Annotated in this window: 16 protein-coding genes; 5 read left to right on the top strand and 11 right to left on the bottom strand. The window is 62.0% G+C overall.

What is annotated here, in order from left to right; all coding sequences use genetic code 11:
- The first annotated feature begins 623 nt into the window (after positions 1-623).
- The 4 genes from ACQY7R_RS21800 (at position 624) to ACQY7R_RS21815 (ending at position 5,778) form a co-directional block, all read left to right on the top strand.
- On the top strand, positions 624-1,679 hold the full coding sequence (locus ACQY7R_RS21800; protein ID WP_428307659.1) for a polysaccharide biosynthesis/export family protein: 1,056 nt from the start codon (positions 624-626) through the stop codon (positions 1,677-1,679).
- Positions 1,680-1,827: 148 nt separating this feature from the next.
- A complete protein-coding gene (locus ACQY7R_RS21805; RefSeq protein ID WP_428307660.1) occupies positions 1,828-2,904 on the top strand; it encodes a hypothetical protein in 1,077 nt (358 codons plus the stop codon).
- A 228-nt stretch (positions 2,905-3,132) separates the two neighbouring features.
- Positions 3,133-3,858 carry a metallophosphoesterase family protein gene (locus ACQY7R_RS21810; protein WP_428307661.1) on the top strand — a complete coding sequence of 242 codons (726 nt, stop codon included), beginning with the start codon at positions 3,133-3,135 and terminating at the stop codon, positions 3,856-3,858.
- A 321-nt stretch (positions 3,859-4,179) separates the two neighbouring features.
- Positions 4,180-5,778 (top strand): DUF7453 family protein, encoded by a 1,599-nt coding sequence (locus tag ACQY7R_RS21815; RefSeq protein WP_428307662.1) that lies wholly within the window; start codon positions 4,180-4,182, stop codon positions 5,776-5,778.
- A 15-nt stretch (positions 5,779-5,793) separates the two neighbouring features.
- Here the strand turns inward: ACQY7R_RS21815 and ACQY7R_RS21820 are convergent, their stop codons facing one another.
- Positions 5,794-6,720: a DUF1559 domain-containing protein gene (locus ACQY7R_RS21820; RefSeq protein WP_428307663.1), complete on the bottom strand. Its 927-nt coding sequence runs from the start codon at positions 6,718-6,720 to the stop codon at positions 5,794-5,796.
- A 359-nt stretch (positions 6,721-7,079) separates the two neighbouring features.
- On the opposite strand from ACQY7R_RS21820, the gene ACQY7R_RS21825 reads away from it, so the two are divergent.
- Positions 7,080-9,572: a hypothetical protein gene (locus ACQY7R_RS21825; RefSeq protein WP_428307664.1), complete on the top strand. Its 2,493-nt coding sequence runs from the start codon at positions 7,080-7,082 to the stop codon at positions 9,570-9,572.
- Positions 9,573-9,662: 90 nt separating this feature from the next.
- Here ACQY7R_RS21825 and ACQY7R_RS21830 read toward each other — a convergent pair whose 3' ends face one another.
- The 10 genes from ACQY7R_RS21830 to ACQY7R_RS21875 all read right to left on the bottom strand — a co-directional run bounded on the left by ACQY7R_RS21830 (position 9,663) and on the right by ACQY7R_RS21875 (position 24,636).
- Entirely contained in the window at positions 9,663-10,688 is a 1,026-nt protein-coding gene (locus ACQY7R_RS21830; protein ID WP_428307665.1) for a DUF1559 domain-containing protein, read from the bottom strand.
- Positions 10,689-10,819: 131 nt separating this feature from the next.
- A complete protein-coding gene (locus ACQY7R_RS21835; protein ID WP_428307666.1) occupies positions 10,820-11,611 on the bottom strand; it encodes a PEP-CTERM sorting domain-containing protein in 792 nt (263 codons plus the stop codon).
- A 182-nt stretch (positions 11,612-11,793) separates the two neighbouring features.
- Entirely contained in the window at positions 11,794-12,816 is a 1,023-nt protein-coding gene (locus ACQY7R_RS21840) for a hypothetical protein (protein ID WP_428307667.1), read from the bottom strand.
- A 422-nt stretch (positions 12,817-13,238) separates the two neighbouring features.
- Positions 13,239-14,099, bottom strand: a complete 861-nt coding sequence (locus tag ACQY7R_RS21845; RefSeq protein WP_428307668.1) for an HAD-IIA family hydrolase — start codon at positions 14,097-14,099, stop codon at positions 13,239-13,241.
- A gap of 492 nt (positions 14,100-14,591) precedes the next feature.
- The gene (locus ACQY7R_RS21850) at positions 14,592-15,548 is read right to left on the bottom strand and encodes a dienelactone hydrolase family protein (RefSeq protein ID WP_428307669.1); all 957 of its coding nucleotides are present in this window, start codon (positions 15,546-15,548) and stop codon (positions 14,592-14,594) included.
- 204 nt (positions 15,549-15,752) lie between these two features.
- On the bottom strand, positions 15,753-17,216 hold the full coding sequence (locus ACQY7R_RS21855) for a hypothetical protein (protein ID WP_428307670.1): 1,464 nt from the start codon (positions 17,214-17,216) through the stop codon (positions 15,753-15,755).
- Between the two features lie 231 nt (positions 17,217-17,447).
- Positions 17,448-18,350 carry an ABC transporter ATP-binding protein gene (locus ACQY7R_RS21860; protein ID WP_428307671.1) on the bottom strand — a complete coding sequence of 301 codons (903 nt, stop codon included), beginning with the start codon at positions 18,348-18,350 and terminating at the stop codon, positions 17,448-17,450.
- Positions 18,351-18,436: 86 nt separating this feature from the next.
- The gene (locus ACQY7R_RS21865) at positions 18,437-18,826 is read right to left on the bottom strand and encodes a GntR family transcriptional regulator (protein ID WP_428307672.1); all 390 of its coding nucleotides are present in this window, start codon (positions 18,824-18,826) and stop codon (positions 18,437-18,439) included.
- Positions 18,827-19,146: 320 nt separating this feature from the next.
- A complete protein-coding gene (locus tag ACQY7R_RS21870) occupies positions 19,147-21,054 on the bottom strand; it encodes a hypothetical protein (protein WP_428307673.1) in 1,908 nt (635 codons plus the stop codon).
- Positions 21,055-21,135: 81 nt separating this feature from the next.
- Complete coding sequence (locus tag ACQY7R_RS21875; protein ID WP_428307674.1) at positions 21,136-24,636, bottom strand: beta strand repeat-containing protein; 3,501 nt, start codon at positions 24,634-24,636, stop codon at positions 21,136-21,138.
- Positions 24,637-24,687: the final 51 nt, after the last annotated feature.

Raw genomic sequence — 24,687 nt, forward strand, 5'->3', positions numbered from 1 at the left:
AATAAGGAGACTTCTCAGCGACCGCTGGAAAGTCCGGGCTTCAGAATGAGCGACGCAATCGACGCGAAAACCGGCTGGAAACTTGCCCCATCCTTGCGACGAACGTCGCCCGCCGGTCGTGAACTGCATCGAAAATAAGTTCGCGCTCTAGAACCCAAAATACGCGGGTTCTGCAGAAGTGTCAAATCTCCGGCGCCTCTGCTCTCGCTCGTTATCCCCTTGAAATATAAGGGACTTACGACGCGGTGTGGGTCGCGCCGATCGTGCCGTTCGCAGCGGCGCGACGGCTCCGATTTCGGGACTGATTCACCTGTCGCCGCGGTCGCTGAGATAGAACCGCGGAGCGACGCAGGTGAACAGGAAAGACGTTTAGCGCCCACTTCTTATCCGCGTTCATCGTGGTTTCGGCGTTCTTTGCTGGCACTGCTGTCACCCCGCAATCGGCAAAATCGCTACTTCCTGCCAGATTTCCGCCAATGAGGGCAAAGTCGGTGTGAAGCTCTTCCGATTATATGCATTGTAACTGTCACGTAAGCGGCGCCGTGCCGCGGTTCGTCCTTTGCGTGGACGACCGCGGGAGCCGTCGCCGCCAGCGATCTTTTCTTTGCGGGAACCGACCAATGATGGCTTGCCACCGAACTCGACGCGGCATCGCTTGGCTGCTGATCGCCTACCAGGCGGCCCTCACCGGCTGCACGGCGTTCATGGAGCCCCGCAACCCGATTCCGGTGACCGCGCCCGAGGCTCCGCCGACGAGCCCCGTGCCGCGCGAACTTGAGAAAGTCACTCTCCCGCGCTACGTCATCGAACCGCCGGACATTCTATTGGTCGAAGGCGTCAAGCTCGTGCCGAAGTCGCCGCATCGCATTGAAACCTTCGACGTGCTGCTGATCCGCGTGATCGGCGCCTTCCCGGAACAGCCGATCGATAACACGTACAACGTCGACGCCGACGGCACCGTCAACCTCGGTCCCACCTACGGGCGCATCGCCGTCGTCGGTCAGACGATCGAGGAAGCCGAAGACGAAATACGCGACCAACTGTCGAAAGTCCTTACCGACGTCGACGTCTCCGTGTCGCTCGTCGCCTCCGCGGGTGCTCAGGCAATCACCGGCCAGCATCTGGTCGCGATGGATGGCCGCATCAACCTAGGCACTTACGGTTCGGTTTACGTCGCGGGGATGACTCTGGAAGAAGCCCGCGCCGCGATCGAGCTGAAGCTTGGCGAACGTTTGGAAGCTCCGGAAGTCTTCGTCGACGTGCTCGCCTACAACAGCAAGGTCTACTACATCATCACGCAAGGCGCCGGTTTGGGCGACGACGTCACCCGGCAGCCGATCACCGGCAATGAAACGGTGATCGACGCCGTGGCTGCCCTGGGCGGTATTTCGCAGGTCTCTTCGACCAAGATGTGGATTGCCCGCCCCGCCCCCAACGGCGTCGGCTGCGAACAGATCTTGCCGATTCAGTGGAACGACATTGCTCAGGGCGCCTCGACCGCGACGAACTACCAGCTCATGCCTGGCGACCGGTTGTTTATCGCTCAAGACCGCCTGACGAACTTCAACACGGTCGTCAACAAGGTGCTCAATCCGTTTGAACGTATCTTCGGCTTCGTCTCACTCGGCACCTCGATGTTGAACCGCATTGTCCGCTTCGGCTTGGGCAACACGTTCTAAGCTGCCGCCCCGCGAGGGGACGACAGGCTCTGAGCCCTGCACTGTTTGAACTGAACTCATCACTACGGCAATCGACTAGCGGAGAGTCTGACGGGAAGCGGCAACTCGCTGCTCAACGTTTTCTCCGTGATCCACAGGAAGCGACGCCATGTCTCCTCGGTTGAACCTTCAATCTGCCGCCAAGCCGTTGCTCCTGGCTGGCGCTCTGTGGAGTGCCGGTCTTGCGACTCCCGTTGGCGCCGTCGGGCATGTCGGGAATGGCGCAGGCCGTCCGCAAACGCCGCCGCCGTGCGGACCAGACGGGGTGTGCGTGCCGAACATCCCCACGTACGGCTGGTACCAAACGCGGTGGCGGACGTTCCCGGGCGATGCCAAGGGAGTAACTCCCGATGAAATGAAGAAGCAAGAAGAGAAGGACGAGCAGGCGGAGTCGATGACCGGTCCGCGGACGCCAACGCCCGCACAGGAAGGAACCATTACTCGGGAACGGCCGAAGCGCGCTGGGCAACCGGCCGCTGAAGGGGGGCCTGTTCCCGATCCTAATGAAGACATCCGCAACCTGCCTGGTCTGCCGCCGCTGCCAGGACCGGGGGACGCCGCGCCGGCGCCTGCCGGGCCAGTTGGCGGGCCAGCTCCCGCGCCTGCGGGTGGATTGCCGATCGGCCCGGCTGGTCAGCCGGCTCCTGCCGGCACCCAACCAGAAGGTGGCGGGTCCAACATGCTTGATCCGTTCGGCGCCGCGCCGCCGGCGCCGCCGTGGTTGTCGCAAACGATGACCAATCCGGCGGCGGGTGAGCTCGTGCAACTACCGTACGTTCAGCAGGCCGGAGGCCATGCGGGCAGCGAGGTCGTGCAACCGGTCGACAATATCGAACCGGTGCTCGACGGCCCGAACCTCCGCGGCGAAGACGCACCGCCGGCGCTACCGCCGGCGCTCCAACGGCTGTCGGGCATTCGCTCGCCGGTCGGCCAAGCAGTCGTCGCTGCTCCGGCCCTGCCGCCGGCACTCGCGCCGACGCGCACTGCGATGGTTCAGCCCAGCAGCGTCCAAGCAAAACCGTCCGCCGCTCCGGCGTCGTTGCAGCCGTCGCGCTACATTCAGCAAGCCAGCGCCGTTGTGCCAGTGGGCGGCCACGTGGTGAGCCCGATGGGGACGATGGACGCCGCGGCCGCAGGCCAAGGCGCTCAACAAGCGATCTACATCGAAGCTGGCGTCGTGAAGTAAGGTTTCGCCCACGGAGTGGAAACCGCACGCTACTTCGGACTGGTCGCTTAAGCGACCCGTCCAATGCAGCCTCCATGCTGCCTACTCTTCGAGCTCAATCGACCACCACGCCATCGCCGCGTTCGCGCAGCGATGGCGTCTTCATGCGCCGCCGCCTATCCTACAGAGACCAGACGCCAACTGGCGTCCTTGTCTCACCTCTAGAACGGCAGCCGGGGCAGCGCAACGATGAGTTCTTCCACAGGCCGGGTGATCGCCATTGGCGACGTCCATGGCTGCGTCCATGCGCTTGACGCCGTGCTCGACGCGATCGCGCCGACCGCCGCCGACCAGATCGTGCTGCTCGGCGACATGATCGACAATGGCCGCGAGTCGAAGGAAGTCCTCGACCGCATTCTCAAGCTCCAGCAGCAGTGCCGCGTGGTTCTCATCGAGGGGAACCACGAAGAGATGATGCTGCGAGCCCGCGCGAACGAGGCCGACCTCAACTACTGGATGAACTGCGGCGGCGCGGTGACGCTGACGTCGTATCACTTTCCCGGTCGGCTGAAAGACATTCCCGACGCTCACTGGCAACTCATCGAGTCGTGCGTGCCGTACTACGAGACGGCCGACGACATCTTCACTCACGCGAACTACCTACCCGAACTCCCGATGAGCGAGCAGCCGCCGCACGAACTGCGGTGGACCCTGTTCGAGCCGCAAGAGGTTCGGCCCCACTTCTCGGGCAAGCGCGTGACGGTTGGCCATACCGAACAGCGTAACGGCGAAATTCTCGACCTCGGCTTCGCCGCCTGCATCGACACCGCCTGCTGGCGCTACGGCTGGCTAACGGCGCTTGACCGCACGACCGGCGAGATCTGGCAAGCAAGCAAGTGGGGCGTGATGCGCGAGGCGGGCGAGGAAGTGCACCGCGAGGCGCTGGGCGAACTCATTGGGACGCGGGCAATTTAATTTCCCGACCGCGGGACTATGCAAGGTCCGCTGGCCGACGATTTGCTAACGCTGCATCACAGCAGTTTTGGCGTCTCGTCGAGAACCACTCTCTGAAAATGCTTGAATTGGCGTCGGGCTGCTCTTACAGTATGCAATTCAGATCGCCTTCGTTCTTTTTAGCCTTTGGCTACCCTGGCGATCGTGAATAACTCGCGTCGCAACTCTGAAGTACATACTAAGAGATCGCTAATGGCCAACGGAGATTGTCGTTTCCATTCATCTCCAAGATGGATTGGGAGCCATCTAAATTGTGTGCGCATTGGTCTACTGATGCTCGCGATGGTTGGCTCTTGGACGTGGTCTGGCGTCGTACACGGTTCTGGGACGTTGCGCACGGTGGCGTTGTCAGGCAAGCCAGTCCCAGGGTTAAGCGCCGGCGTGACGTTCCAGTCGTTCCAGAACGCAACGATTAACGCCAGCCAAGGTTGGACCGCTTTCCCTGCTACCCTTCAAGGGGCTGGCGTTAGTGACGGCGATGACACGGCGATCTTCAGCGAAGTGGGCGGCGCGGGTTTGCGAGTGGTCGCGCGTGAGGGCGCCGCCCCGATCGCCGCGCAACCTAACCTCGCTTACGCGGACGTCGGCTATACGCGGGCTTACGCAGTCAATGCAGCGACCGTTTTCTCCACCTTTGTCCTAGACGAAGCCCTCGCATCACGCTCGATCGTCGGACGCAACCTCGCAGATGGTAGTTTCCAACTGATCGCCCTTCAGAACGAGCCGGCGCCGAAGGGGCCGTCGAACCGGAACGTCGGATATGTTCTCGCCCTGAGTGGCATCAATTCGCTCGGGCATGCATCGTTCCTCGCGATGGTGACGGGCGATGGCGTTTCCCCCTATGCGATCGGTCCATGGATCGAGGACGCCGCAAAAGTGGCAATACCCATCTATAATGACGGCGTGACGCCGCTTGGCGCGGGGATTACCGTTCAAGGCATCGGCAGCGCCGATATCAACGACTTCAGCGAAGGCTTCATTAGCGCACGGCTTGCCGGAAGCGGAATCACGGCGGTCAACGAAAACTCGCTGTGGCGATACGATGCGAACGGTCTCTCACTGTTCGCACGCGGCGGAGACCCGGCTCCAGGCTTGCCAGGACGCGTTTTTAAGAATTTCTCGGCGACTTACATCAACAATGCAGGGAAGTCGCTGATTCAAGCCGGAATGGACAACAACCGAGGCGCCATCTGGTCCGACCGTAACGGTTCTGGTTTGGAACTCATCATGCGGGATGGTCAGCAGGTTCCAGGCGCCCTTCCGGGCGTTGTGTTTGGCTACCTCCCCAGCGGCGGAACCGGTTCGGTGTCGTTCAATGACGCGGGCCAGGTTGCGTTCATTGGAGCGCTCGAAGGGACGGGAGTCACTGAAACCAATCAAGTCGGCGTCTACAGTGATGTCGGCGGCAATGGGCTGCAAAAAATCACCAGGACTGGCGACCTGGCGCCAGGGACAGGGCCGTCGATTGTGTTTGCCGGCCTGCAAACGTTTTGGGGATTGGCTTTCAACGAGCGTGGTCAAACGGCGTTCTATTCACGACTCGCCGGGCCGGGCGTCGATTCGTCGAATAATGCCGGGATTTGGGCTCAGGACGTCAACCAGAACTTGAAACTGATCGTCCGCCTAGGCGACATGCTTGATGTCAGCGACGACGCCTCGAATCCGGATCTTAGAATGGTGTCGTACGTCGATTTGTTCGGCGATCGAAAATGGTCGCTGAATGATCGGGGGCAGATCGCTTTTCATGCACGATTCACCGATGGTTCCGAAGGGATCTTCGTCTCGAACGCCGTCGCCATCCCAGAACCGGCTGCGGCTGTGCTACTGGCGCTAGCGGTAGCGCCGATGCTCGCTCGCCGCGGCGCATTCTTTCGACGTTGATCGACGCATGGCCCGCTAATCCGCAAACACCCCGTCTGGCACGTCGCCGCCGTCGCCGATGGCCGACAGCATCACCAGCGTAGCCACGTCGAGCGAGTGCTCAATCGTGTGCACGCTGCCGTCGAGGAACGCGAAGTGGCTGACGCCGTTGTGGAGGCTGCCGAACTTGCCGGGGTAGTCGTCGGTCTCGCTCTCTGGGAAGCCGGCGGAACTGCGACGGACGATCGAGTGCCGCGCGTCGCCGCTGAAGATCGCCGCATCGCCCTGCCGCACATGTTGCAGCGCGGGATCGGCTGACTCGTCGATCGGCGGCAGGTACTTCTCGCCCACTGCATACGTCATCGATAGCCCGTCGGTCACCTGCCGGGCCGAAATTTTCGACATCACATAGATGGGGCCGAGTTCGGTCGTATCGAATTCGTCGCGCCCCGGCATGCCATGCTGCGTGCTGGTGCCCGAGTTGGCGGCGTAGTCGCTGCCGGCCGCGACGCCGCGTTTCGTCGACGGGGCGTCGTCATTGTCGAAGTCGCGATCAGCAACGGGGCCGCGACGCGTGGGGCAGTAGAAGGCCGACACCGGCGTCCGCATGGCCGTGCTGTTCACGTCGTCGTCAGCGCGGGCTGCAGGATTGTGAGCGGCGTAGCTCGCCTGCTGTTCCATATACGGCAGCAACTCGAACGCCCACGAGACGGCGTATTGATCAGTTCCCGACGGGTGAGCGGTCGAGCCGTGGCTGGCGGCGGGGAAACGACTCTTTGCATCGTGGTGAAGCTGCAAGGCGAGCCCGATCTGGCGGAGGTTGTTCTGGCACTGCGTGCGACGGGCCGCTTCGCGCGCGGCCTGAACCGCGGGCAAGATCAACGCGACGAGGACGCCGATGATCGCAATGACGACCAGCAGTTCGACCAGGGTGAACGCGGCACGACGGGAAGTATTGGTCATTTGGGTAGGGCGCGTCGGCGGGAGGCGGGCGGGAAGCCGCGCGAGTGTTATCGCGAGGTTCACCTTCTAACCCCGGCGATAGCAACAAGGCTCGCGTTCGCAATGGAAAAGGCGAGCCGCTGACTTCATGCCAGCGGTAATCACTCGTCGTAATTGCACGAATTGCCAGCGAAACATCGACTAAAATCGTTTGAGCGCCGCTCCGGCGGGTCGTTGACCCGCGGCTGCTGCGGTGCTGGCGCCTGCCTGGTTTCTCTTGACCGCCGCCATCATACCCGCGTACTGTCCGCGGCCCGTGATGGGTCTCGCGCTCACTCTCGAGCGGCCCTACGATAATTTCACGCACTGGAGGCGTTGCGATGGTCGCGAAGGTTTTCTTGGCAGCAGCGGCGATTCTGATTTGCTGCGGCACGACGCTGCAGGGCGAATGCCCTGACGGCAAGTGTGACAAGTCGGGCAAGTGCTCGACGGCGTCGAACGCAGAAAAATGCAGCGCCGAAACTTGCGGCTGCGAAGAATGCAGCGGCGAAGAGTGCACCGCGTGCAAGTGCCAAAAGTCGACCAGCGACGATCTGAAAGTCGCCGTGGTGAAAGACGAAGAGTGCTGCGAAAAGAAAAAATGCTCGACCGGAGAATGCTCCGTTGAAAAGTGTACGGCGGCAACCTGCCAAGATGCGAAGTGCAGTGCAGAGAAATGCAGCGCGTGCAAGTGCGACAAGTCGGCCGCGAGCGATGAACTCAAGGTCGCGCTCGTCAAGGATGAAGAATGCTGCGAGAAGAAGAAGTGCTCGGCGTGCTCGGCCGAAAAGTGCTCGGGCTCGGCTTGCAAAGGTTCTGCCTGCAGCAAGACGGCCTGCACTGCCGGCGCGTGCAACCTCAGCCAATGCACCGCGGGCAGCTGCGGCGACGGCGCTTGTAGTTTGACTGCCGGCGTCGGCTCGATGTGCGAGACGCTGAAGTGCGCGATCGTCGACGCTGCGAAGCAGGAATTCACCGCCACATGCAGCGGCGGAACTTGCTCGAAGAACAAGAGCGAATGCAGCGGTAAGACCTGCAGCAAGACGGCCTGCTCCGGCAAGTCGTGCGGCAGCGAGTGCTCGACGGTTGTCAGCGCTGCTGAACCGTGCGACACATCGTTCTGCTTCGAAGGCAACTGCTCTGCCGGCGAATGCAGCGCTGCCTGCTCGACCGAAGTCTGCGACGGCCTGAAGTGCGCCGTCGAAGCTTGCCTCACCCTCAACGGCGGTGAGTTCACGATCACCACCTCGAAGACTTGGCCCGGCACGCCCGTGGAAGTCGCCGTCGCGGCTGAAGAGTGCACGCAGGTTTCGACGTGCACGAAGTCGTGCGGCAGCGAGTGCTCCGCGAAGTGCGCCGGCGAGTGCAGTCAGGAATGCGTCGCCGAGTGCAGCGAATCAACCTGCGGCACGCTCGCCTGTTCAGCCGAGAAGTGCACCGCCGATAGTTGCCAGAGCGATAGCGGCGTCGCCGTTGAGTGCACCACGCAAGCGAGCTCCGCCGCAACCTGCACGAAGGTTTGCAAGATCGAAAAATGCGGAACCAAGCAGAGCGAACTCGATGCGAAGCTTGCCGCCCTCGCTGAATTGCAGCGTGAAGTCGAAGAACTTCGTCAGAGCGCTGGCACGCCGGAACAGCTGACGGTCAACGTCAAGCTAGTGGAGGTCAACATTTCGAAGTGCCGCAAGCTCGGGTTCTCGTTCGACGTCACGTCGCCGCACATGGTGACCGACTTGAACGAGACGATCGAGAAGTCGCCCGACTTCCTGACGTCGCTGCAGAAGAATAATTTGGCGAAAGTCATTGCGAATCCAACAATCGTGTGCCCCAGCGGCCGCATGGCGGGATTTCGTACCGGCGGCGAATTCCCCGTGACTGACGCTGACGGGCGGACCCACTTCAAAGAATTTGGCACGAAGATCGACCTGCTCGCGAAGACCATCGGCAATGGCAAAGTTCAAGTCGATATCCGCTCTGAAATCAGCAAAGTGACCGGCAATTGCGGCCCTGCCCCGTGCCCTGCCCTGTCAGCCAATCAATGGGATTCGAGCCTGGTGGCCGAACTCGGCACGCCGTTCGTGCTGTCGAGCGCCTGCGAGCAACGCGTGCAAGCCGTTCGCCGCACGACCCCCGCGGTAGTCGGCGGCGAGAAGGAAACGACCACCGAAGTCGTCGAGGACATCCAAGTCTTCGCCGTCGTCACGGTGACTGCGGTCGAATCGCCGGCCGTCGAAACTGCGAAAGTCCATCGCGCTGCTTTCGAGAGTGAACAGCAACGCGTGTACGAAGAAGAGTTGCTGGCCGACGTGGTTGACGAACCGATTGTCGTGCAAGTTTACCCAGTGGCCGATCTGCAAGTTTGGAAGGTCCGCCCGGATGGCGTGGAATTCGACGCCGACCTATTGGTCGACTACCTCAAGTCGTCGGTCGACTGCGACTCGTGGTTAGCGGACTCGCAAGGCGAAGAGAGTGCGCAGATTCGGCCCTTCGAGCGCAACGGCTCGCTCGTCATCGCTCAGACGAAGAAGAATCATGACAAAATTGCGACGCTGATCCAAGAGATGCGGATCGCGGGACTGAAGAAGACTGAGGCTCGCGAGCAGAGCGAAGCGGGCGTGGTGCCCGCGTCAGCCGTTGAACCGGTTTCGACGGAAGCAAAGCCCGCAGCCAAGTGCAGCCAAGGCGGTTGCAAGGCAGCGAAGTGCCCGAGCGGCCAATGCAGCAAGTCGCCCGTCAGCACGACGATCGACGCCGCTGAAACCGCTCCCGAATGCACCGGCGAGTGCCCCGAATCGGGCGATTGCCCCTGCATCGGCGGCAACTGCACGAAGTAACGCAAGGCGCCCGCTGCCTTGAGTGACAAACCAAACGGCCGTCGCTGGTCTCGATCAGCGACGGCCGTTTTTGCATTGTATGAAGTTTCGCTACGGCAGGTTGGGGTCGTGGTCCGGCTGCCGTGCACCTCCTTCGTCGGAGCGGTGCCCGTTGCGGCGATGAACTTCCGGATCGATGTCGAACGAGATCGTCGTCACTGAACCGTCGCACATCCCCATGTTGAGGCCGCTCGGGTGCGAACTGCCGAAGCGGTACGAATCCTTTACGCCATCGACGTCGGGCTTCGGAATTTGCGCGTCATCGGGGAATGCCGGGTCGTAGTAAACGCTGCGCATCAGGTCGTCCTGAAAGCCGTTATACATCGGCCAATCATCCGCCTTCGCTTCGCCGCGGAGCGAAGCCTCGGGTTCGAGAAAACGCTCGCCGACGGCGTAGGTGTTCGACGTGCCGTCAGTGATGTGGCGGAACTGGATGATCGCCCCGCAGTAACCGATGCCGCTATGCCAATCGATGTTCGGCCGCCAGTAAGATTGCTGAGCGAGTTTTTCGTCTCTCGGGGCGTGCAACTTGCACCAAGTTTCTAGTTCGCGAATATCGCCGCCGTTCGCAGCGTAGTCGGAGCGGGCGTGGAACTCGGCGTAGCGTCCGTTGAGGGCGACGTTGGTCGGGGTGGGATTGGGATACGCGATCGACGGACGCCGCGTGGGGCAGTTGAGAAACGCGATCGGCATCGCGTCGCGTCGCGCGAGTTCCTTCTTAAGATCGACTCCAGTCATCCCCTTGCCGATTTGATGGATCGCGCTCTGCTCAATGTACGGCAAGATATTGTAGACCCAGCCGCCCGGTTGTCCCGTGCCGGCCCCTCGATTGGGGTCGCCGGTCCAATCGCCCATCCAACCCGCAGAGGGAAGCGTATTATGGGCGCTTTCATGCATCGCCATCGCTAGCGACAACTGCTTGATGTTGTTGCGACAAGAAGACATACGGCTCGCTTCGCGCGCCGCCTGTACGGCCGGCAACAGCAGCGCCACCAAGACGCCGATGATGGCGATCACGACGAGCAATTCGACGAGCGTGAATCCGCTGGCTCGTGCGAAGGTGATGCGACGACTCATGGTTTTGCCTGCTTCCGTCCTATGTATGGAAAGTGGGGGTGCCACTGGCATCTTGCCAGTGCTGAAGTGGAGAGCTCGTTTGCCACTTCTCACTGGCAAGATGCCAGTGGCACCCCAATTGACCTACCGCACTAAGTTCGGCGTTGGCGTCGGCGTTGTACGACGATGCCGATCGCAGCCACTGCCGCCAACAGCCCCGTCGCCGGTTCGGGCACGCCGATGACGTCGATTTCCCAAACGAGCGGCGACGCGATCGGTGCATTGAAACCATCGTCGATGCCCGTGAACGGGTTCACGCCCACGAACGGATCACGCAACTCGCCTTGGGTGTTGTCTACCGCGTAGAAATCGAAAATGACGTTCGTCACGCCGCTCGCGAGCGGCCCGCCGCCGCCGTTGGTGATCTCCACCAGCGTCGAACCCCATTGCCCCGTGTTGATCGTGCCGGAGAGATCGGATTGAAAGTAACCAAGCGTCGAGAAGCTGCCGCCGCCGTTGGTCGACGTGCTGATCACCGTCGTCGAGAAGACGCGGCCATCCTTACCGTTGTTGCCGGTGAGGATTTGGATCTCGTTGATCGTCTTCGCGCCGCCGAGCGTGTACTGCACGCGCTTTACCGGAGTTCCCGCCGCGGGAAGATCGTTGAGCAAGCCGTAGAGGCCGGTGTTGTTGACGCCATCGGTGAACGTCGGCAATCCCTCAGGTAGCAGCGAGTTAGGCGCCGCGGGATTCGCCGGATGCCAACCCATGTCGCCGGCGAGCTCGACGCCGATTTGCCCCGCGATGAGGTCGTTGGTTGAGATCAGCGCCGCGAGGCTGGTGTTCGCCGGGCCATGCGTCGTCACTGCCGTTGGCGCTCCCCAGGCCGGCATGCCGAGGAACGTGGTCGCCGCTGCAGCAAGAAACCAAGTTGCGATCTTCATTAGTCGCTCTCCATTGTTGAAAAAGAGTTCAAGAAGAGTTGCTATCTCCCCCTCCCTGGAAGGGAGGGGCTAGGGGAGGGATTAACGAATCCTCCACCCCGCACCGAGCCTCTCCCTCCAGGGGCGAGGCGTGTTAAGTACGCAAGTTGCTTCGCGTGAACGCGGGCAACTTGCAAGTCTTTTTAGACTGATGCCCGTGCTCGATTTCTCCGTCGCGAGATCGGCGCTAACAACCCGCAACAAGTGAGCGCCAACGCCGAAGGCTCCGGAACCGCGGCAATCCCCGCCGTTCCGAACTGGTTCTTCCAAACCATGAGGTCGTCGCCGTCGACGTCGTGATCGCCGTTCGCATCGCCGGTGGCGAGCGAGCCGGTTCCCACAGCGCCGAACCCGCGCTGCCAGACAAGAAAATCTTTGCCGTCGACGACGTTGTTGCCGTCGAAGTCGGCCGAGTTCACCGTGGCCGCGGCGCCGATGACGTCGATTTCCCAGATCAGCGGCGCGACGAACGCGGCAGTGAGTCCGTCGTTAATTGAAGTGAACGGATTCACCCCGTCGAACGGGTCGCGATACTGCCCGCCGGTGTTGTCGACGGCGTAGAGATCAACCTGCAAGTTCGTGACGCCCGCGACGAGCACCTCGGAAGCGTCGTCAAAGATCTTTAGGTAGATGGCGTGGTCTTCGGTCGCACCTGGGACGCCCGTTTCGTTGTTGATCGAGCCGAGTGGCGTCGACTCAAAATAGCCGAGGAGCGAGAAGCTCGAACCGCCGTTTGTTGAGTAGCGGATGACGGAGGTGCTGAAGATCCGCCCGTCGGCGTTGTTGAGATTGCCCGAGAGGATGCCGATCTGCTGGATGTTGGTCGGCCCGGGCAGATTGTATTGCAGCTTTTTCGTCGGCGTGCCCGTTGGCGGGAAGTCGTTGAGGAGCCCGGTGACGCCGGAGAGGTAGCCGTCGCCGTCGGTGAATGCGGCGAGTCCGTTGGGGTTCGCCGAGTTGCCCGACGCCGGGTTGCCGGGATGCCAACCATGATCGCCAGGGAGTTCCGTCGCGATCAGTCCAGTAAGGAGATCGTTCGTGGCGATGAGCCCATCGAGCTCGGCGGCGCCAGCGCCGCGCGTAGCTTCGGTCGTAGTAGCAGCCGAGGCGGGCGTACCGTACAGCGCGATCGCCGCCCAGCTCCAGAGGAGCAACTTGCGTCTCATAAGATGTCCTACCAACTAGCGAGTGCGACGCAATCGGCCTCGCCTGGGCGGAAGATCATTCCGCCCCCTGCCCCACCGCAAACCGCCGATTGCTGATGTGAAGTCTTGAAATAAGAACGTCGCCCGAGAGTAGAAAAGTGAATGTCTCGTCGACTGGGGGCAATTCTATCAAAATGGCATGCAATGGATTGTCATTCCTTTAAGGAATATCACTTAGTGGGGCTTGCAGGCGCCTTCGCGATGCGAAATGTGCGCAATTCGTATCCGCTTTGTCGCGAAGGATGACTTTCAAAAAGTTGGTGCTGTCATTTGGAACGACGACGGCCCGCGTGCATGGCGAACCATGGACGCGGGCCGTGTGAGGTTTCAAGTTGACGATGTTCGAGTGACGCTCCGGCGGGTCGTTGACCCTCGGCTACGGCTTACGCGTGTGCCATTGCCCACTCGCGCAAATCGTGCGGCGTGTCGTCTTCGCGGTTCATTGTCGGCAGGATGCTATGCAGCAGGCCGGCCTCGGCATCGAGGTCGGCCACCGAATCGATCACCAAGTCGGGCTGGTACGCGAACTTCGTGAGATCCTCGCGCTTCGATCCGCCGCTCAAGACTAGGATCGTCTTATAGCCCATCTGGACGCCGCCCTGGATATCGGTCTCCATCGTGTCGCCGATCATGATCGTTTCGCTGGTGGCCATGCCGAGTTCCTTGCGGGCCATTCGCATCATCACGGGGCTCGGCTTGCCGACGCTGAAGGCCTGGATGCCGGTTGCTTTCTCAATGAGCGAGACGATCGCCCCGCAGCCGGGCCGCGTGCCGCTATTTGTCGGGCAATTGGGGTCGAGATTCGTGGCGATCAGCTTCGCTCCGTCGAGCACCATTTGCACCGCTTGTTCGAGCATTTCGAACGATAGCGTCCGCCCTTCGCCGACGACGACGTAATCGGGCGAGCGGTCGACGATGGCATAGCCGTTCGAGTGGAGGGCGTTCAGCAGACCCCCTTCGCCGATGACGTAGGCCGTGCCATGCGGCTTTTGCGAGGCGAGGAACCGCGCCGTCGCCATCGCACAGGTGAAGATGTGCTTGTCTTCGACCGGGATGCCCATGCGAGTGAGCTTCATCGCCACGTCGCGGCGGGTCCGCTGGCTGTTGTTTGTGAGGAACATGAACGGAATCTTCGATCGCCGTAGCCCGGCGATGAATTCCGCGGCGCCGGGGATAAGTTCGTGGCTGCGATAAATGACCCCATCCATGTCGATGAGGAAGCCTTTGCGCGTACCGATAGTCATGGGATTGCTCCGTAGTCGAAAAAACGTGAAGGCAAGCCGACGGCGATCGCATCATGCGCCGCGCGGGTAAGACTTGCCGATTTGTAGGCGGGAAAGCGGCAGGCTCTCGGGGTGAGTCGCCGGCTTTTGGTAGGCGGGCCGTGTGATCGACAGCGCTTCGCTCGCACGGGGCGAGTGAAGTATGACGACCGACGGTGAGGGGGATGTGAAGCTTCGTCGCATCGACGCAACTTCATCGAAAGCATACTGGAGCAATGGGCGTGCCGAACCCACGTTGCGTGAAGTGACAGCAGCGCAAATTGCGGGGAAACGTCGATACGCACGCGGCCAACTTCACCCCATCTTCACAGCGTTGCGCGAATCGACTCGTTTTTAGCGCGACGCCGCGATCGCGACCACGCGCTCGCGGCTGCAAATGCCCAAGGATTGGGCAGTGCCAATTGGCGGCGGCCGGCAGATGGCACGGTCGCGCAAAATTGCCAGCGCACGCCGTTACGCTTGCGAAATCCAGCCGCGTCGCCGCCCGCCAATTGCCGCTCCGCAGAACGCCAGCAATACGAAACTCGAAGGTTCGGGCGCTGGCAACGCGTGCGAGAACATCCAATCGTAAATCCCCTCCGAGTAGTAAACCCCCAGCACTCCGGTATGGTCGCCCGTCGGTTGCTCGTAGTACATGAGGTCGAGATCAGGCCGCGAGATGAAATAGTTGGTCGTGCTCCCCGGCGGCTCCGAGTAGACGATCTCTTGATGAAACGGCACGGCAAGATTCGCGGCCAGGAAATATTTCGAGCTCTGTGCAGTAGGGTAAGTTGGCGCCGGTTCGCCGGCGGCGGCGAGAATCTGATTCACGACGTTGCGGCTGTTCGAAACCGGCGTCGTCGCATCATCGCGAGCGTGGACCGCGATGATGGGCGTGTCCGTGAGGTTCGCCGCTTTGAAGTCGGTTCCTTGCAACGCTGGACTAACCACTAGGCCTGCCGCGAAGCGCCCGGGGTAGCGACTCAGCATGTTCCACGTCCCGCCGCCTCCCATCGAATAGCCGGTGACATACAAACGGTGAGGATCGGCGCGCAGCTCGTTCACGGCGCGGTCGATCATCGTCATCACCCAGTCGGTGACGCTTGTCCCCGTCCAACCCAGGTTTGTTTGCGGCACGTAGAGCATCGCACCGCGGCGCTTCGCCTCGGCGGCGAGCATGTCGGGCGTTTGCTCGATCTGCAACGTATTGTTCGTCCCGCTGGCCCCGCTGCCGTGGAGGTAAACGACTAGCGGAACCGGATGGGCGGGCGACGCCTCGGGCGGAGCATACAGCCGCCCAGGCATGACAACATTTCCTCGCGGCGTGCGCAGTGAAAAGTCGACAAAGTCAGCGATATTGGCGGCATGGGCTGGTGCGGCGGAGGCGACGATCGCCGTCACAATGAGCGCATAGCATGGGCGCAGAATCATTCGTTTCTCCTGACAGAACTTCACGGAGCACTAGGAAGCGAGCGTCTTGAACGTCAGTTAGAAGGCAGCGACATGAAGATGCGCACCGCCGCCAAATTCGTGCAGCAATCGATGTTCAACAAGCTAACGGCACGGACGCCCGTTCACCGCGTATAAAGCGGCGATCGCCGATCGCCGTAATGCCCAACCGCCAAAACGCCGCCCCTACCGAGTTCGATTCCAAGCCAGCGCCAACGGCGTCGCCGCAATCGGCGCCACTACCAGCGACAGCGAGCCGAGGACAAGCGCTCTGCTTGTCACGTCAAGAAATGTCATCCTAGGAATCGTGCGATCCTGCGGCTCCATTGCAGGAAGCATGCTCGCTCCCGCCGCTAGTAGAATCACCCACACGCCAACCGCCGCCATCGCAACGCGAATCTGCAGCAGTCCCTGATGGAAGGCATAGTAAAACGCGGCGACCGTCGCCGCCGTCGCGGCCACGCCGAAGAGCGCGCCGAACGTGTGCACGATTTCATCCCTGCCGAAGCGGTGGATGAGGAGATCGTTCAGCAAAATCAAACCGATGCAGCTGAAGCTGACGCCAGTGATGACGCGGAAGATTAGTCGTCCACGATCTGCCAGCGCCAAGACAATGGTCGTCGCCATCGCAGCCCACGAAAGTAGCACGGCGCCGATGAGCAGCTCCCATCGGTGAGCATTAGGAAGACGCTCCATTGGCGCGTTTCCCGTTACTTGGGCGAGGAGGAATATCAGCAGAAAAATCACGCCCCAGCAGGTCCAAGTCTGCAGAAAGCTCTTCGCGGCTACTACGAGCAGTCGACGCGCCAGATCTACGGAAGTAATTGGCCGAGTCGCCAGAAACTGTCCGATGCTTGTTTGGTCTTTCGAGCCCAACGACCCCAAGAAGAGTCCTCCGATGGCCGTCGCGATCGAGACCGCGCCGCCACTGAATGCATATGCTTCAACCAAATCGCCCACGTCGCGATTCACGAACATCCAAAGGATGATTGAGAACGCGCTCACCGACAGCACGATGGCCGGCGCCACCCAGCTTCGTTGCTGGAAGTACCACGTTTGCGCCGCCAGCGGCGTGGCGAACTTCACCGTGGTTTTCCTGCGACGCTCGCTGAATGCTTCAAGCCAGTTGACTAGGCCAGTGGAGAACGGCCGCTCGCCGCGACGGCTCCGCGCGAACCCGCGGATGCCAATCCGATAGGAGATTGTCGTAACGGCTAGCAGCAAACCGACTTCAATCCCCGTCATCGGCTGCCAGGGATGAGTCATCTCGCCGAATATCGGACCGAAGTGCGATTTTAACCAAAAGCAGAACGTCCCGGCGACGACCGACAGCGCGACCACCATCCAACGCGATTGAAATGTCAGCCACACCGCTGAAAAGGTGACGATGGTAATCGCCGCAGCGAACATCGCCGGTTCGAGCACTGGCCACTGCAAACGAAACATCGCATTCATTGCGGCGGTCCAGACGATGAGGTCAATCGCGGCGATCGCCGCTGCTGGCAGCGTCCATCCGTAGACTAGCGTGGGTGTCGTCGCCGGGTATGCGTAGACCCGCCCCCGCAACGACAGGCAGAGAGCGAGCAACGGAATCACGATGGCCAAGATGTTCGCCTGCACGAGGCAGAAGCCGAGCACTTGATTGGACATGTCGCCGTTCTTGCCCAGTTGAGATCCGACCGGGCCTATCGATGCCAGGATGAGTATCGGAAACGCAAACATCCCGAGTGCCGAGCCCAAGATTTGCCAGCGCCCACGAGTCACCAGTTCCCAAGCCATTGCCCCGGCAATCGATCGCATCGCACCCTCCACTTGCACGAGTCTTTTTTTAGCCGCCGGTTTTTTAAGCCGGGGGTTGCACCGCGCTGCATCCACTTAACGTCACCCGCTCACCTGCGACACAAAAATCTCGTCGAGCGACAGCGCCGCATCCCCCACGACCGTCGCCCCCAGCGTCGCTGCGGCGCTCCGCAGTTGGTCGCTGTCGCCATTGCAGAGATAGGTCCACTCGAACCCGCCCCCCGAGTGCGAAAACGCTCCCACCAGCGCCGGCGGTCGTTCGTGCGGTTCGTTGAACCGCAGCGTCACGCGACGATGCCGATCTTTCATGTCTTCCATCGACGCCGTTAGCACCACGCGCCCTTGATGGATGATCGCGACGCGGTCAGCTACTCTTTCCACTTCATCGAGTAGATGCGATGAGAACAGCACGGTGCGTCCCTCGTCGGCGATCGTGCGGATGATCGCGCTCAAGATGTCGCGACGCACCACCGGATCGAGCCCCGACGACGGTTCATCGAGTACCAGCAGCGGCGGCCGATGAGCGAGCGCCGCCAGTAACCCGGCTCGCGCTCGCTGACCGCGCGACAACGTTTTGATGCGTGCGTCGGAATTGAGGTCGAACGCCTCGCGCAATTCCTCGGCGTAATGCTCGTCCCAGTTGGGGAAGAACGCCTGCGTGTAGTTCATCAGTTCGCGGACCCGCATCCAGTCGGGCAGGTCGCGATCTTCGGACAGATAGCCGATGCGGCCGAGCACGCCGACAGGGTTCGCGATCGGGTCTTGCCCAAAAACCCGGACGCTTCCCTGCTCCGCTCGCAACATGCCGAGCAGGTGCTTAATGAGCGTCGTCTTGCCGGCGCCGTTGCCGCCGATGAGGCCGAACACGCCGCCGGTGGGCACGGTGAGCGAAACGTCGTTGAGCGCCGTCTTGGCGCCGAACATCCGCGTGAGGCGGTTGACTTCAATGCACGGCGGCGCCGAGGAAGGATAAGCGTCGTTCATGGGGAGTTCTCGAACGAGTTTTAAATTTGGCATCAACGCAAACAACGTTTTAGCCCCCCGGTTCTTCAAACCGAGGGTGAATCGCGTCACCCACTCGGAGGAGTCATTGACTCATTCCGTTTTTCCAACAACTTCGCCAAATCATGGAAAGAAACATCCATCTGCCGAGCTTCGGCGAGCAGCGCATCGACGCGCTCGGTAAGAATCTTCATTCGCTCCTTCCGCGCCAGCGGCGAGCCTTGTTCGGAAACATACGTGCCGGCCGTGCGGCGTTTCTCAACGATGCCGGCCGTTTCGAGTTCGCGATACGCGCGGGCGACGGTGTTCGGATTGACGATGAGCTGCTCCGCCAGCACGCGAATCGGCGGCATCTCGTCGCCCGGCGACAACCGCCCCGAGGCGACTAGGTACTTCACCTGATTGACGATCTGCTGGTAGATCGGCACGCCGTCGGCGGTGGTGATGTGGAGTTGCATGACGAGGGCTGCGACTGGAAACCGCCGGAGCAGTCAGTTGGTGTCTTGTATTAATTCAATAATACAAAACGCGGCGGGCGCGTCAAGAGAATTTTTCGAGCGCAGCACGATGTCTTCCTAGCCCCGGGCTCTGCCCGGGGGTGAGTTTCCAGACCGTTGGGCGCAGTCGTACGGTGGGCCACCCCCGGGCGGAGCCCAGGGCTAGGAGCACTCAGGAGGGTGGCATGTCGTCGCGGAGCGCCGACATGTTCAGCCGCACTGTTGCGCGATTGAAATTGCGGCCGTTTGCTGTGCCGCTCCGGCCGGTCGTTGACCGGCGGCTACTTGCGGCGCTTTAGCGCTATCGGGGCGGCGAGGAGGGCGAGCAGTGCGGCGGCTGGCTCGGGGACGGCGGCTGCTGATGCGACGGCGGGGAACTTGCCGTACTGACGTTGCCACACGAGGTAGTCGGCGCCGTCGGTCTTCGCGTCGCCGTTGGCGTCGCCGAGCGCGGTCGCGCCGAACGCTCCCTTCCAGATCGTGAGGTCCTGCGAATCGACGTCGCCGTCCTTGTCAAAGTCGGCCGCCAAGAAGCTGCCGCCGACCACCGCGAGCATCACCGCGTTGGGCGTGTACTGCACGTCGAACGACAGCCCGCCGCTGAGCGCCGGCAGCGACTCCGACGCGAAAGTCCCGCTGATGCCGTTGGCCGCGGTGAGGATGGTGAACGTTTCGCCCAGCGTCGGCGCGAAGCCTGGCGCCAGCGAGACGGCGAGCGCCCCGGCCAGCGTCGACGAGCCACCGACGCTCACCATGCCAAACGCATCGGTCGGGCCGTCGCCCGCTTCGAGGTTTGCCACCTGCAGGGCCAGCGACGACGATGGCACGAAGCTGAGGTTCTCAAGCATTACGATTTCGCTCGATGCCGAGACGTAAATCTTGCCGCTGTTCGCTACCGCATCATGAAAGACGCCGGTCGCGCCGCCAGCAACGGCGATCTCCGCTCCCAGGTTGTTGTCGACGGCCCCAAACACGTCGACTGTGCCGCCGGTGATCGCAAGCTGCGAGCCGGAGTTGTTGTCGAGCCCAGCCCCGCCGACGCGCAGCGTCGCGCCGTTGCGGGCGTCGATATCGCCGTTATTGGTAATGACGCCACGGACTTCGAGTTCGCCGCCGGCGAGATCGACGAGGCCTGAGTTCGTTAGCGAGCCGGTGAGCAGCAAATGATCGCCTGTCTTGGTCTGCAGGCGGCCAGGCGACGCCCCGCCGCTCACGGTGACGCCTTGCACGTCGAGCGTCCCAAAGCCTTGTAGCAGTCCGGCAACCGTAGTCGTCGTCGAGGAGGCCCATCTCCCGCCGGCCAGCGTGACGCGGCTTGTCGTCGAGAGTTGCGATGGCGCTGTTGTCGTGAGGGTTCCCCCGTTGGAAAGCGTGATCAGCGAGTCGCCTAGGCCAGTGCTCAGGTTGCCGGTAATCATCAGCCGCGAGCCGATTCCGTCAACGATCACCGTACCATGCGACGTCGCTTGCGTACCGATCAGCATCGGCTGCAACGCGTTGAAACGCCCGCCGCCGGTGACTTCCAGTCGGCCCGTCCCGGCATCAGCGACGGCGACGCCGTCAGCTTGCCAGATCGAGAGATCGCCGTTCACCAACACCGATCCGTCCGCTGTGGCGTTGTCACCGATGATCAACTCGTTGCAATCGATTGATCCGCCGGACAGGATCTCGACCGACCCCGTGCCGCTGACGCCGACCGTCATGTCGTCGCCGTTGAAGTACGTCGTTCCCAGCCCGGAGACGACAAGCTTGCCTGTCGAGGTGCTTTGTACGCCGATGGTCGTGTCGTCGGGGACGATGATCTTCGCCAGATTGGCTACGGAGACAGAACCGATCCCCTCGTCGCCGATCACCAAATCGAGCCCGGCGTTGAGGATCTCGTAGTTGGCGCCGTAGCCGTTCAGGCTGAACACGCCGATTCCGGCAACGCCGTTGCCGATGGTCGTGGTTCCCGTGTTCGTTAGCCCAGTGCTCGCCGTGACGGTCACCGATCCATAGGCTCCGTCGCCGATGGTGAACGGTCCGCCGATCGCACCGCCGCCGGCCGGCGGCACGGGCGTTACGGCGCCAATGGTCGCTACCGCCGCGTAAGCCGTCCCTTGAACGCCGCCGCCAAAACCGATCGCGAGAACAGCCGCCAGCGCCGAGCGTCGACGACGCCCCGCCTGCAAGAGGGAGTGCTGAATCATGAGAGGTCGATCCAAGTAGGCGAAAACGAGAGCCTGCGCCGCCGGAGCCATCTTAATTCCCCGGCGGCGCGGGGGCGATCATTACAGCAACTTGGCGAGTTCCCGTCGCCGGGCGGCCGCGATTCCCGCGGCCGCGAACGCCAACAGGGCGAATCCACTAGGTTCCGGCACCGCTGCGGCCGCCGGCGTGCTGACCGCCACGGCCGGCTTGCCGCCAAACTGCTGCTGCCAAACCAGGAAGTCGGCGCCATCGCTGTCGTTGTCGCCGTCGGCGTCGCCGAGTTGGTTGAGGTTGAAGGCGTTCTTCCAAATCGCGAGATCAGTCGAATCGACGTCGCCGTCTTCGTCGAAGTCGGCGGAGAAGATTGGCTTGTTCACCACCTGCAACTGCACGGCGTTCCCGAGGTAGTTCAGATGAAACGCCAATCCCGCCGGCATGCCGGAGACGTCGATCGTGTCAAAAACGCCAGTCACTGTGTTGCCGGTGATGATGTTGAACGTGTTGCCCAGCGCCGGCACGAAGGCGCCGTCGATGTCGATGACCAAGCTGCCGTCGAGCAACACGTCGCCGCTGGCGACGAGGCGATCGAAAGCGTTGAGCGCCGTGCCGGTCAGCTCGACTTCGACCAGGCCTGTGCTCGCTTGCTGGTAATCAAACAGATTGACGCGGCCGATGGTATTGAAGCCTCCCGGCCGGAAGGTTCCCTGCATGTCGAGCAACACCCCAATGTCCGCCAGATTGTCGGCGATCATGTGGCTGCCGCTGGGAATAATGATCGCCCCGGCGCCGCTGAACGTCGCGCCGGCCTCGATGTTGATGTTATTGTTCTTGAGTTGCAGGTTGCCGTTGAGCGTTGTGCTGGATCCGGTTTGGATATCTAGGAAGCGGTTGTTCTGCACGTTGATGGTCGAAGCCGTTCCAGCGCCGACGACTACCGTCCCGCTGATCGTCGTGGTTTCGTCAGCCTGCAATGTTCCCTGCGTGAGGTTGAGGGTCGAACTGGAGTTGAAATTAAATCCGAATCCCTTCGTGTAGACCTTGTGATCGCCGACGGCGGTTACCGTGCCGCCGAAGGTGAACGTGGCGTTGTCGCGGACTTCGAGGTCGCCGCTGAGCGCGTTCAGCTGGCCGCTGTTCGCAGCGCCGTCCCAGTCGTTGTCGTTGCCGGCTGTTTGCAGCATGAGGTTGGCGCCAACCGCTTCGATCAAGCCGTTGTTAACCACCTGGTTGGTCACGATTCCCGCTCCCCGCAGCGGCTTGCTGTTGGCGGCGACGGTGAGTTGGGCGCCTTGAATGAGTCCCCCCTCCATCAGGATGCCGTCGTCGGTGACGTTCGTCGTCACGGGCTGCGTGAAGTTGAAGACAGCCGCAGCCCCGCTGGTGCGGATCGTGTTGACGTCCGTGATGAAGTTGGTGAGCGTCAGGGTGCCGCCAGAGGCAACAAGGTCTGCGGAGCCATCGAAGTCGATGGCGGTGTTGATCGTGCCGTGTCCCGTGAGGCCCTTGCCGGCGTCCGCGGCAAGAATGCCGCTGCCGCTAATCGTCCCCCCCGCAAGCGTGTTCATGTCGCTCGCGCCGTCGCCTCCCGCGAGCCGGAAAGGCTCAGCAGCCGTGCTGATGTTGACGGTCCCCGCGATGTCGAGCCGAGCCGTCGTCCGCACGTCGCCGGTGACGTTCACCGTGCCGTTGACGTTCACGTCGCTGCCAGCGAGGAGCGTCGCGGGTGCGTTGTCGTTGGCGAGGTTCATGACGCCGGGGGCGTTGAGCGTCCACTCGTCGTTGGCGTTGTCCAGATTCACGGTCAGCACGCCCGTTCCGGCGTTGTTGTTCACGTCGAGCGTGTTCACGCCGCCGCCGGCGTTGACCCGGCCGAAGTTGGCGAACGTCGCGACGTTGATTGTCATGGGAGCATCGATGTTGATGAACTCGCCGAAGGCGTCGGCGCCGTCGAGATCGACCAGGCCGCCGACCATGTTGAGCGTCACCGCTTCGTTGACGTTGATCAGCCCGCTGAAGAACATCGAACCGCCGCCCGTGAAGCTCGCATTGTTGCCGCCGTTGACCGTGTCGAAGCTGACGGCCTCGTTGAACGCGAGCGAAGCGCCGGCGGCGACGTTGACGTCGGCGTCGGAGTTGAAGTCGATGTTGGTGAAGAACCTCGCCTGCGAATTGATATTGCCGTCGCCGGTGACGTTGAGATGCGCGCTGAGGGCGCCGGCGTTATTGCCGATGTCGATCGATTCGCCGTCCCACTCCGCGCCGACGGCGCCGGTGGAGTTCATGTTGAGCACGCCGTCCATCACGAACTCCGCGTCACTGGTAATCACCTCGATGTTGCCGCGATTGAGGTTGATCGTGCCGTTGAAGGCGTTCGTAGCGGAGTCGGGATCGTAGTCGGTTGTGTTCACCGTCAAGTCGCCGCCGCTTTCAACCGTGATCGTGTTCGTAAGCACCCCGAAGCCGTCGAGGTTAAAGTTGTTCTGATTGATCACGACGTTGCGATTCGCGGCGACGGTGAAACTCGACGACGCGGTCGGCAGCGTCATCCCCGCCGCGGCGCCGAGCACCGTCGACGAGTTGAAGATCACCAGCCCATTGTTCACCAGCGTCCCGCCGTTGATCGTCAGCGGCGCATCGAACTGCAGCGTGCCGTCGTCGTCGAGCACGTTGATCGCGCCGCTGTTCTGCGAGAACGACGCCCCGGCGATCGTCGCTTTGCCCGCCGCGACGCCCGGGATGCCGCCCACGGCGCCATTGTCGACGTTCATAACCGCGCCGGCGCCGAGAATCCACGCGCTCGCAATATCGAGCTTCGTTTCGTGCGCCATCGTGATGTTGCCGTTAAAGATGTCGGCCAGCGGCATATCGATATCGAGCGTCTGATTGCGGTTGACGTTGACCACGCCTCCTTCGAGCGAGCCGTCGAGATCGATGCGAGCATCGGCGTCGACGGCCGAAATTCGCAGCGTCGCCTGGCCCGGGGCAATGAAAACGACGGCTGGATTCAGCGCGGTGATCGTGCCGTTGTTGTTGATCAGCGTCGTCACCGCGGCGATGGAATCGGCCATCGACAACTCGCCGTTGCCCGAGAACGTTCCCCCGGCGTTGATTGTCACCGTCGAGTTCGCGACGCCCGTGGCCAGCGATTGAATCGCTCCTTCGTCGACGAATAGCGTGGCCCCGCTGTTGATCGTCACGTCGGCGGCGTCGAGCGTGGACAACGCCCCCGTCAAATCGAGCCGCGTGCCGGAGCCGCTCAGCGTCGTGGGGCCGTCGACGGTCAGCGCGTGACCGTTCAGCAACAACTCCGAGCTTGCCGACATCGTCAGCCCGTTGATCACGTTGTTGGTTCCCATGGTGATCGTGTTGTTCGTATTGAAGATCGCCGCGTCGTTGGAATCGGGCTCGTCGGCGGGATTCCAGCTGGCGGTCGTGCCGCCATCGTCCCACTGCGTGTTGCCGCCGATCCAGGTGATGTTGACGGCCGCCGCCGGAGCGGCGAGCAGTAGCGAGGCGGAACCGAGCGAACCCAACGACCAGCGAACGAGGCGAGAACGAAGCGACTGAGAACGGAGCGACATGGTGCGGTGTCCTGTTGAATGGTGGACGCTGACCTGCCGGCGTATCGCGAA

This window comes from Lacipirellula sp., from assembly GCF_965279485.1.
GTDB lineage: Bacteria > Planctomycetota > Planctomycetia > Pirellulales > Lacipirellulaceae > Lacipirellula.

Excerpts from the sequence above, each read along its gene's own strand:
- ACQY7R_RS21800 (WP_428307659.1), top strand. The coding sequence starts at position 624 with ATGGCTTGCCACCGAACTCGACGCGGCATCGCTTGGCTGCTGATCGCC.
- ACQY7R_RS21805 (WP_428307660.1), top strand. The coding sequence starts at position 1,828 with ATGTCTCCTCGGTTGAACCTTCAATCTGCCGCCAAGCCGTTGCTCCTG.
- ACQY7R_RS21810 (WP_428307661.1), top strand. The coding sequence starts at position 3,133 with ATGAGTTCTTCCACAGGCCGGGTGATCGCCATTGGCGACGTCCATGGC.
- ACQY7R_RS21815 (WP_428307662.1), top strand. The coding sequence starts at position 4,180 with ATGGTTGGCTCTTGGACGTGGTCTGGCGTCGTACACGGTTCTGGGACG.
- ACQY7R_RS21820 (WP_428307663.1), bottom strand. The coding sequence starts at position 6,720 with ATGACCAATACTTCCCGTCGTGCCGCGTTCACCCTGGTCGAACTGCTG.
- ACQY7R_RS21825 (WP_428307664.1), top strand. The coding sequence starts at position 7,080 with ATGGTCGCGAAGGTTTTCTTGGCAGCAGCGGCGATTCTGATTTGCTGC.
- ACQY7R_RS21830 (WP_428307665.1), bottom strand. The coding sequence starts at position 10,688 with ATGAGTCGTCGCATCACCTTCGCACGAGCCAGCGGATTCACGCTCGTC.
- ACQY7R_RS21835 (WP_428307666.1), bottom strand. The coding sequence starts at position 11,611 with ATGAAGATCGCAACTTGGTTTCTTGCTGCAGCGGCGACCACGTTCCTC.
- ACQY7R_RS21840 (WP_428307667.1), bottom strand. The coding sequence starts at position 12,816 with ATGAGACGCAAGTTGCTCCTCTGGAGCTGGGCGGCGATCGCGCTGTAC.
- ACQY7R_RS21845 (WP_428307668.1), bottom strand. The coding sequence starts at position 14,099 with ATGACTATCGGTACGCGCAAAGGCTTCCTCATCGACATGGATGGGGTC.
- ACQY7R_RS21850 (WP_428307669.1), bottom strand. The coding sequence starts at position 15,548 with ATGATTCTGCGCCCATGCTATGCGCTCATTGTGACGGCGATCGTCGCC.
- ACQY7R_RS21855 (WP_428307670.1), bottom strand. The coding sequence starts at position 17,216 with ATGTCCAATCAAGTGCTCGGCTTCTGCCTCGTGCAGGCGAACATCTTG.
- ACQY7R_RS21860 (WP_428307671.1), bottom strand. The coding sequence starts at position 18,350 with ATGAACGACGCTTATCCTTCCTCGGCGCCGCCGTGCATTGAAGTCAAC.
- ACQY7R_RS21865 (WP_428307672.1), bottom strand. The coding sequence starts at position 18,826 with ATGCAACTCCACATCACCACCGCCGACGGCGTGCCGATCTACCAGCAG.
- ACQY7R_RS21870 (WP_428307673.1), bottom strand. The coding sequence starts at position 21,054 with ATGATTCAGCACTCCCTCTTGCAGGCGGGGCGTCGTCGACGCTCGGCG.
- ACQY7R_RS21875 (WP_428307674.1), bottom strand. The coding sequence starts at position 24,636 with ATGTCGCTCCGTTCTCAGTCGCTTCGTTCTCGCCTCGTTCGCTGGTCG.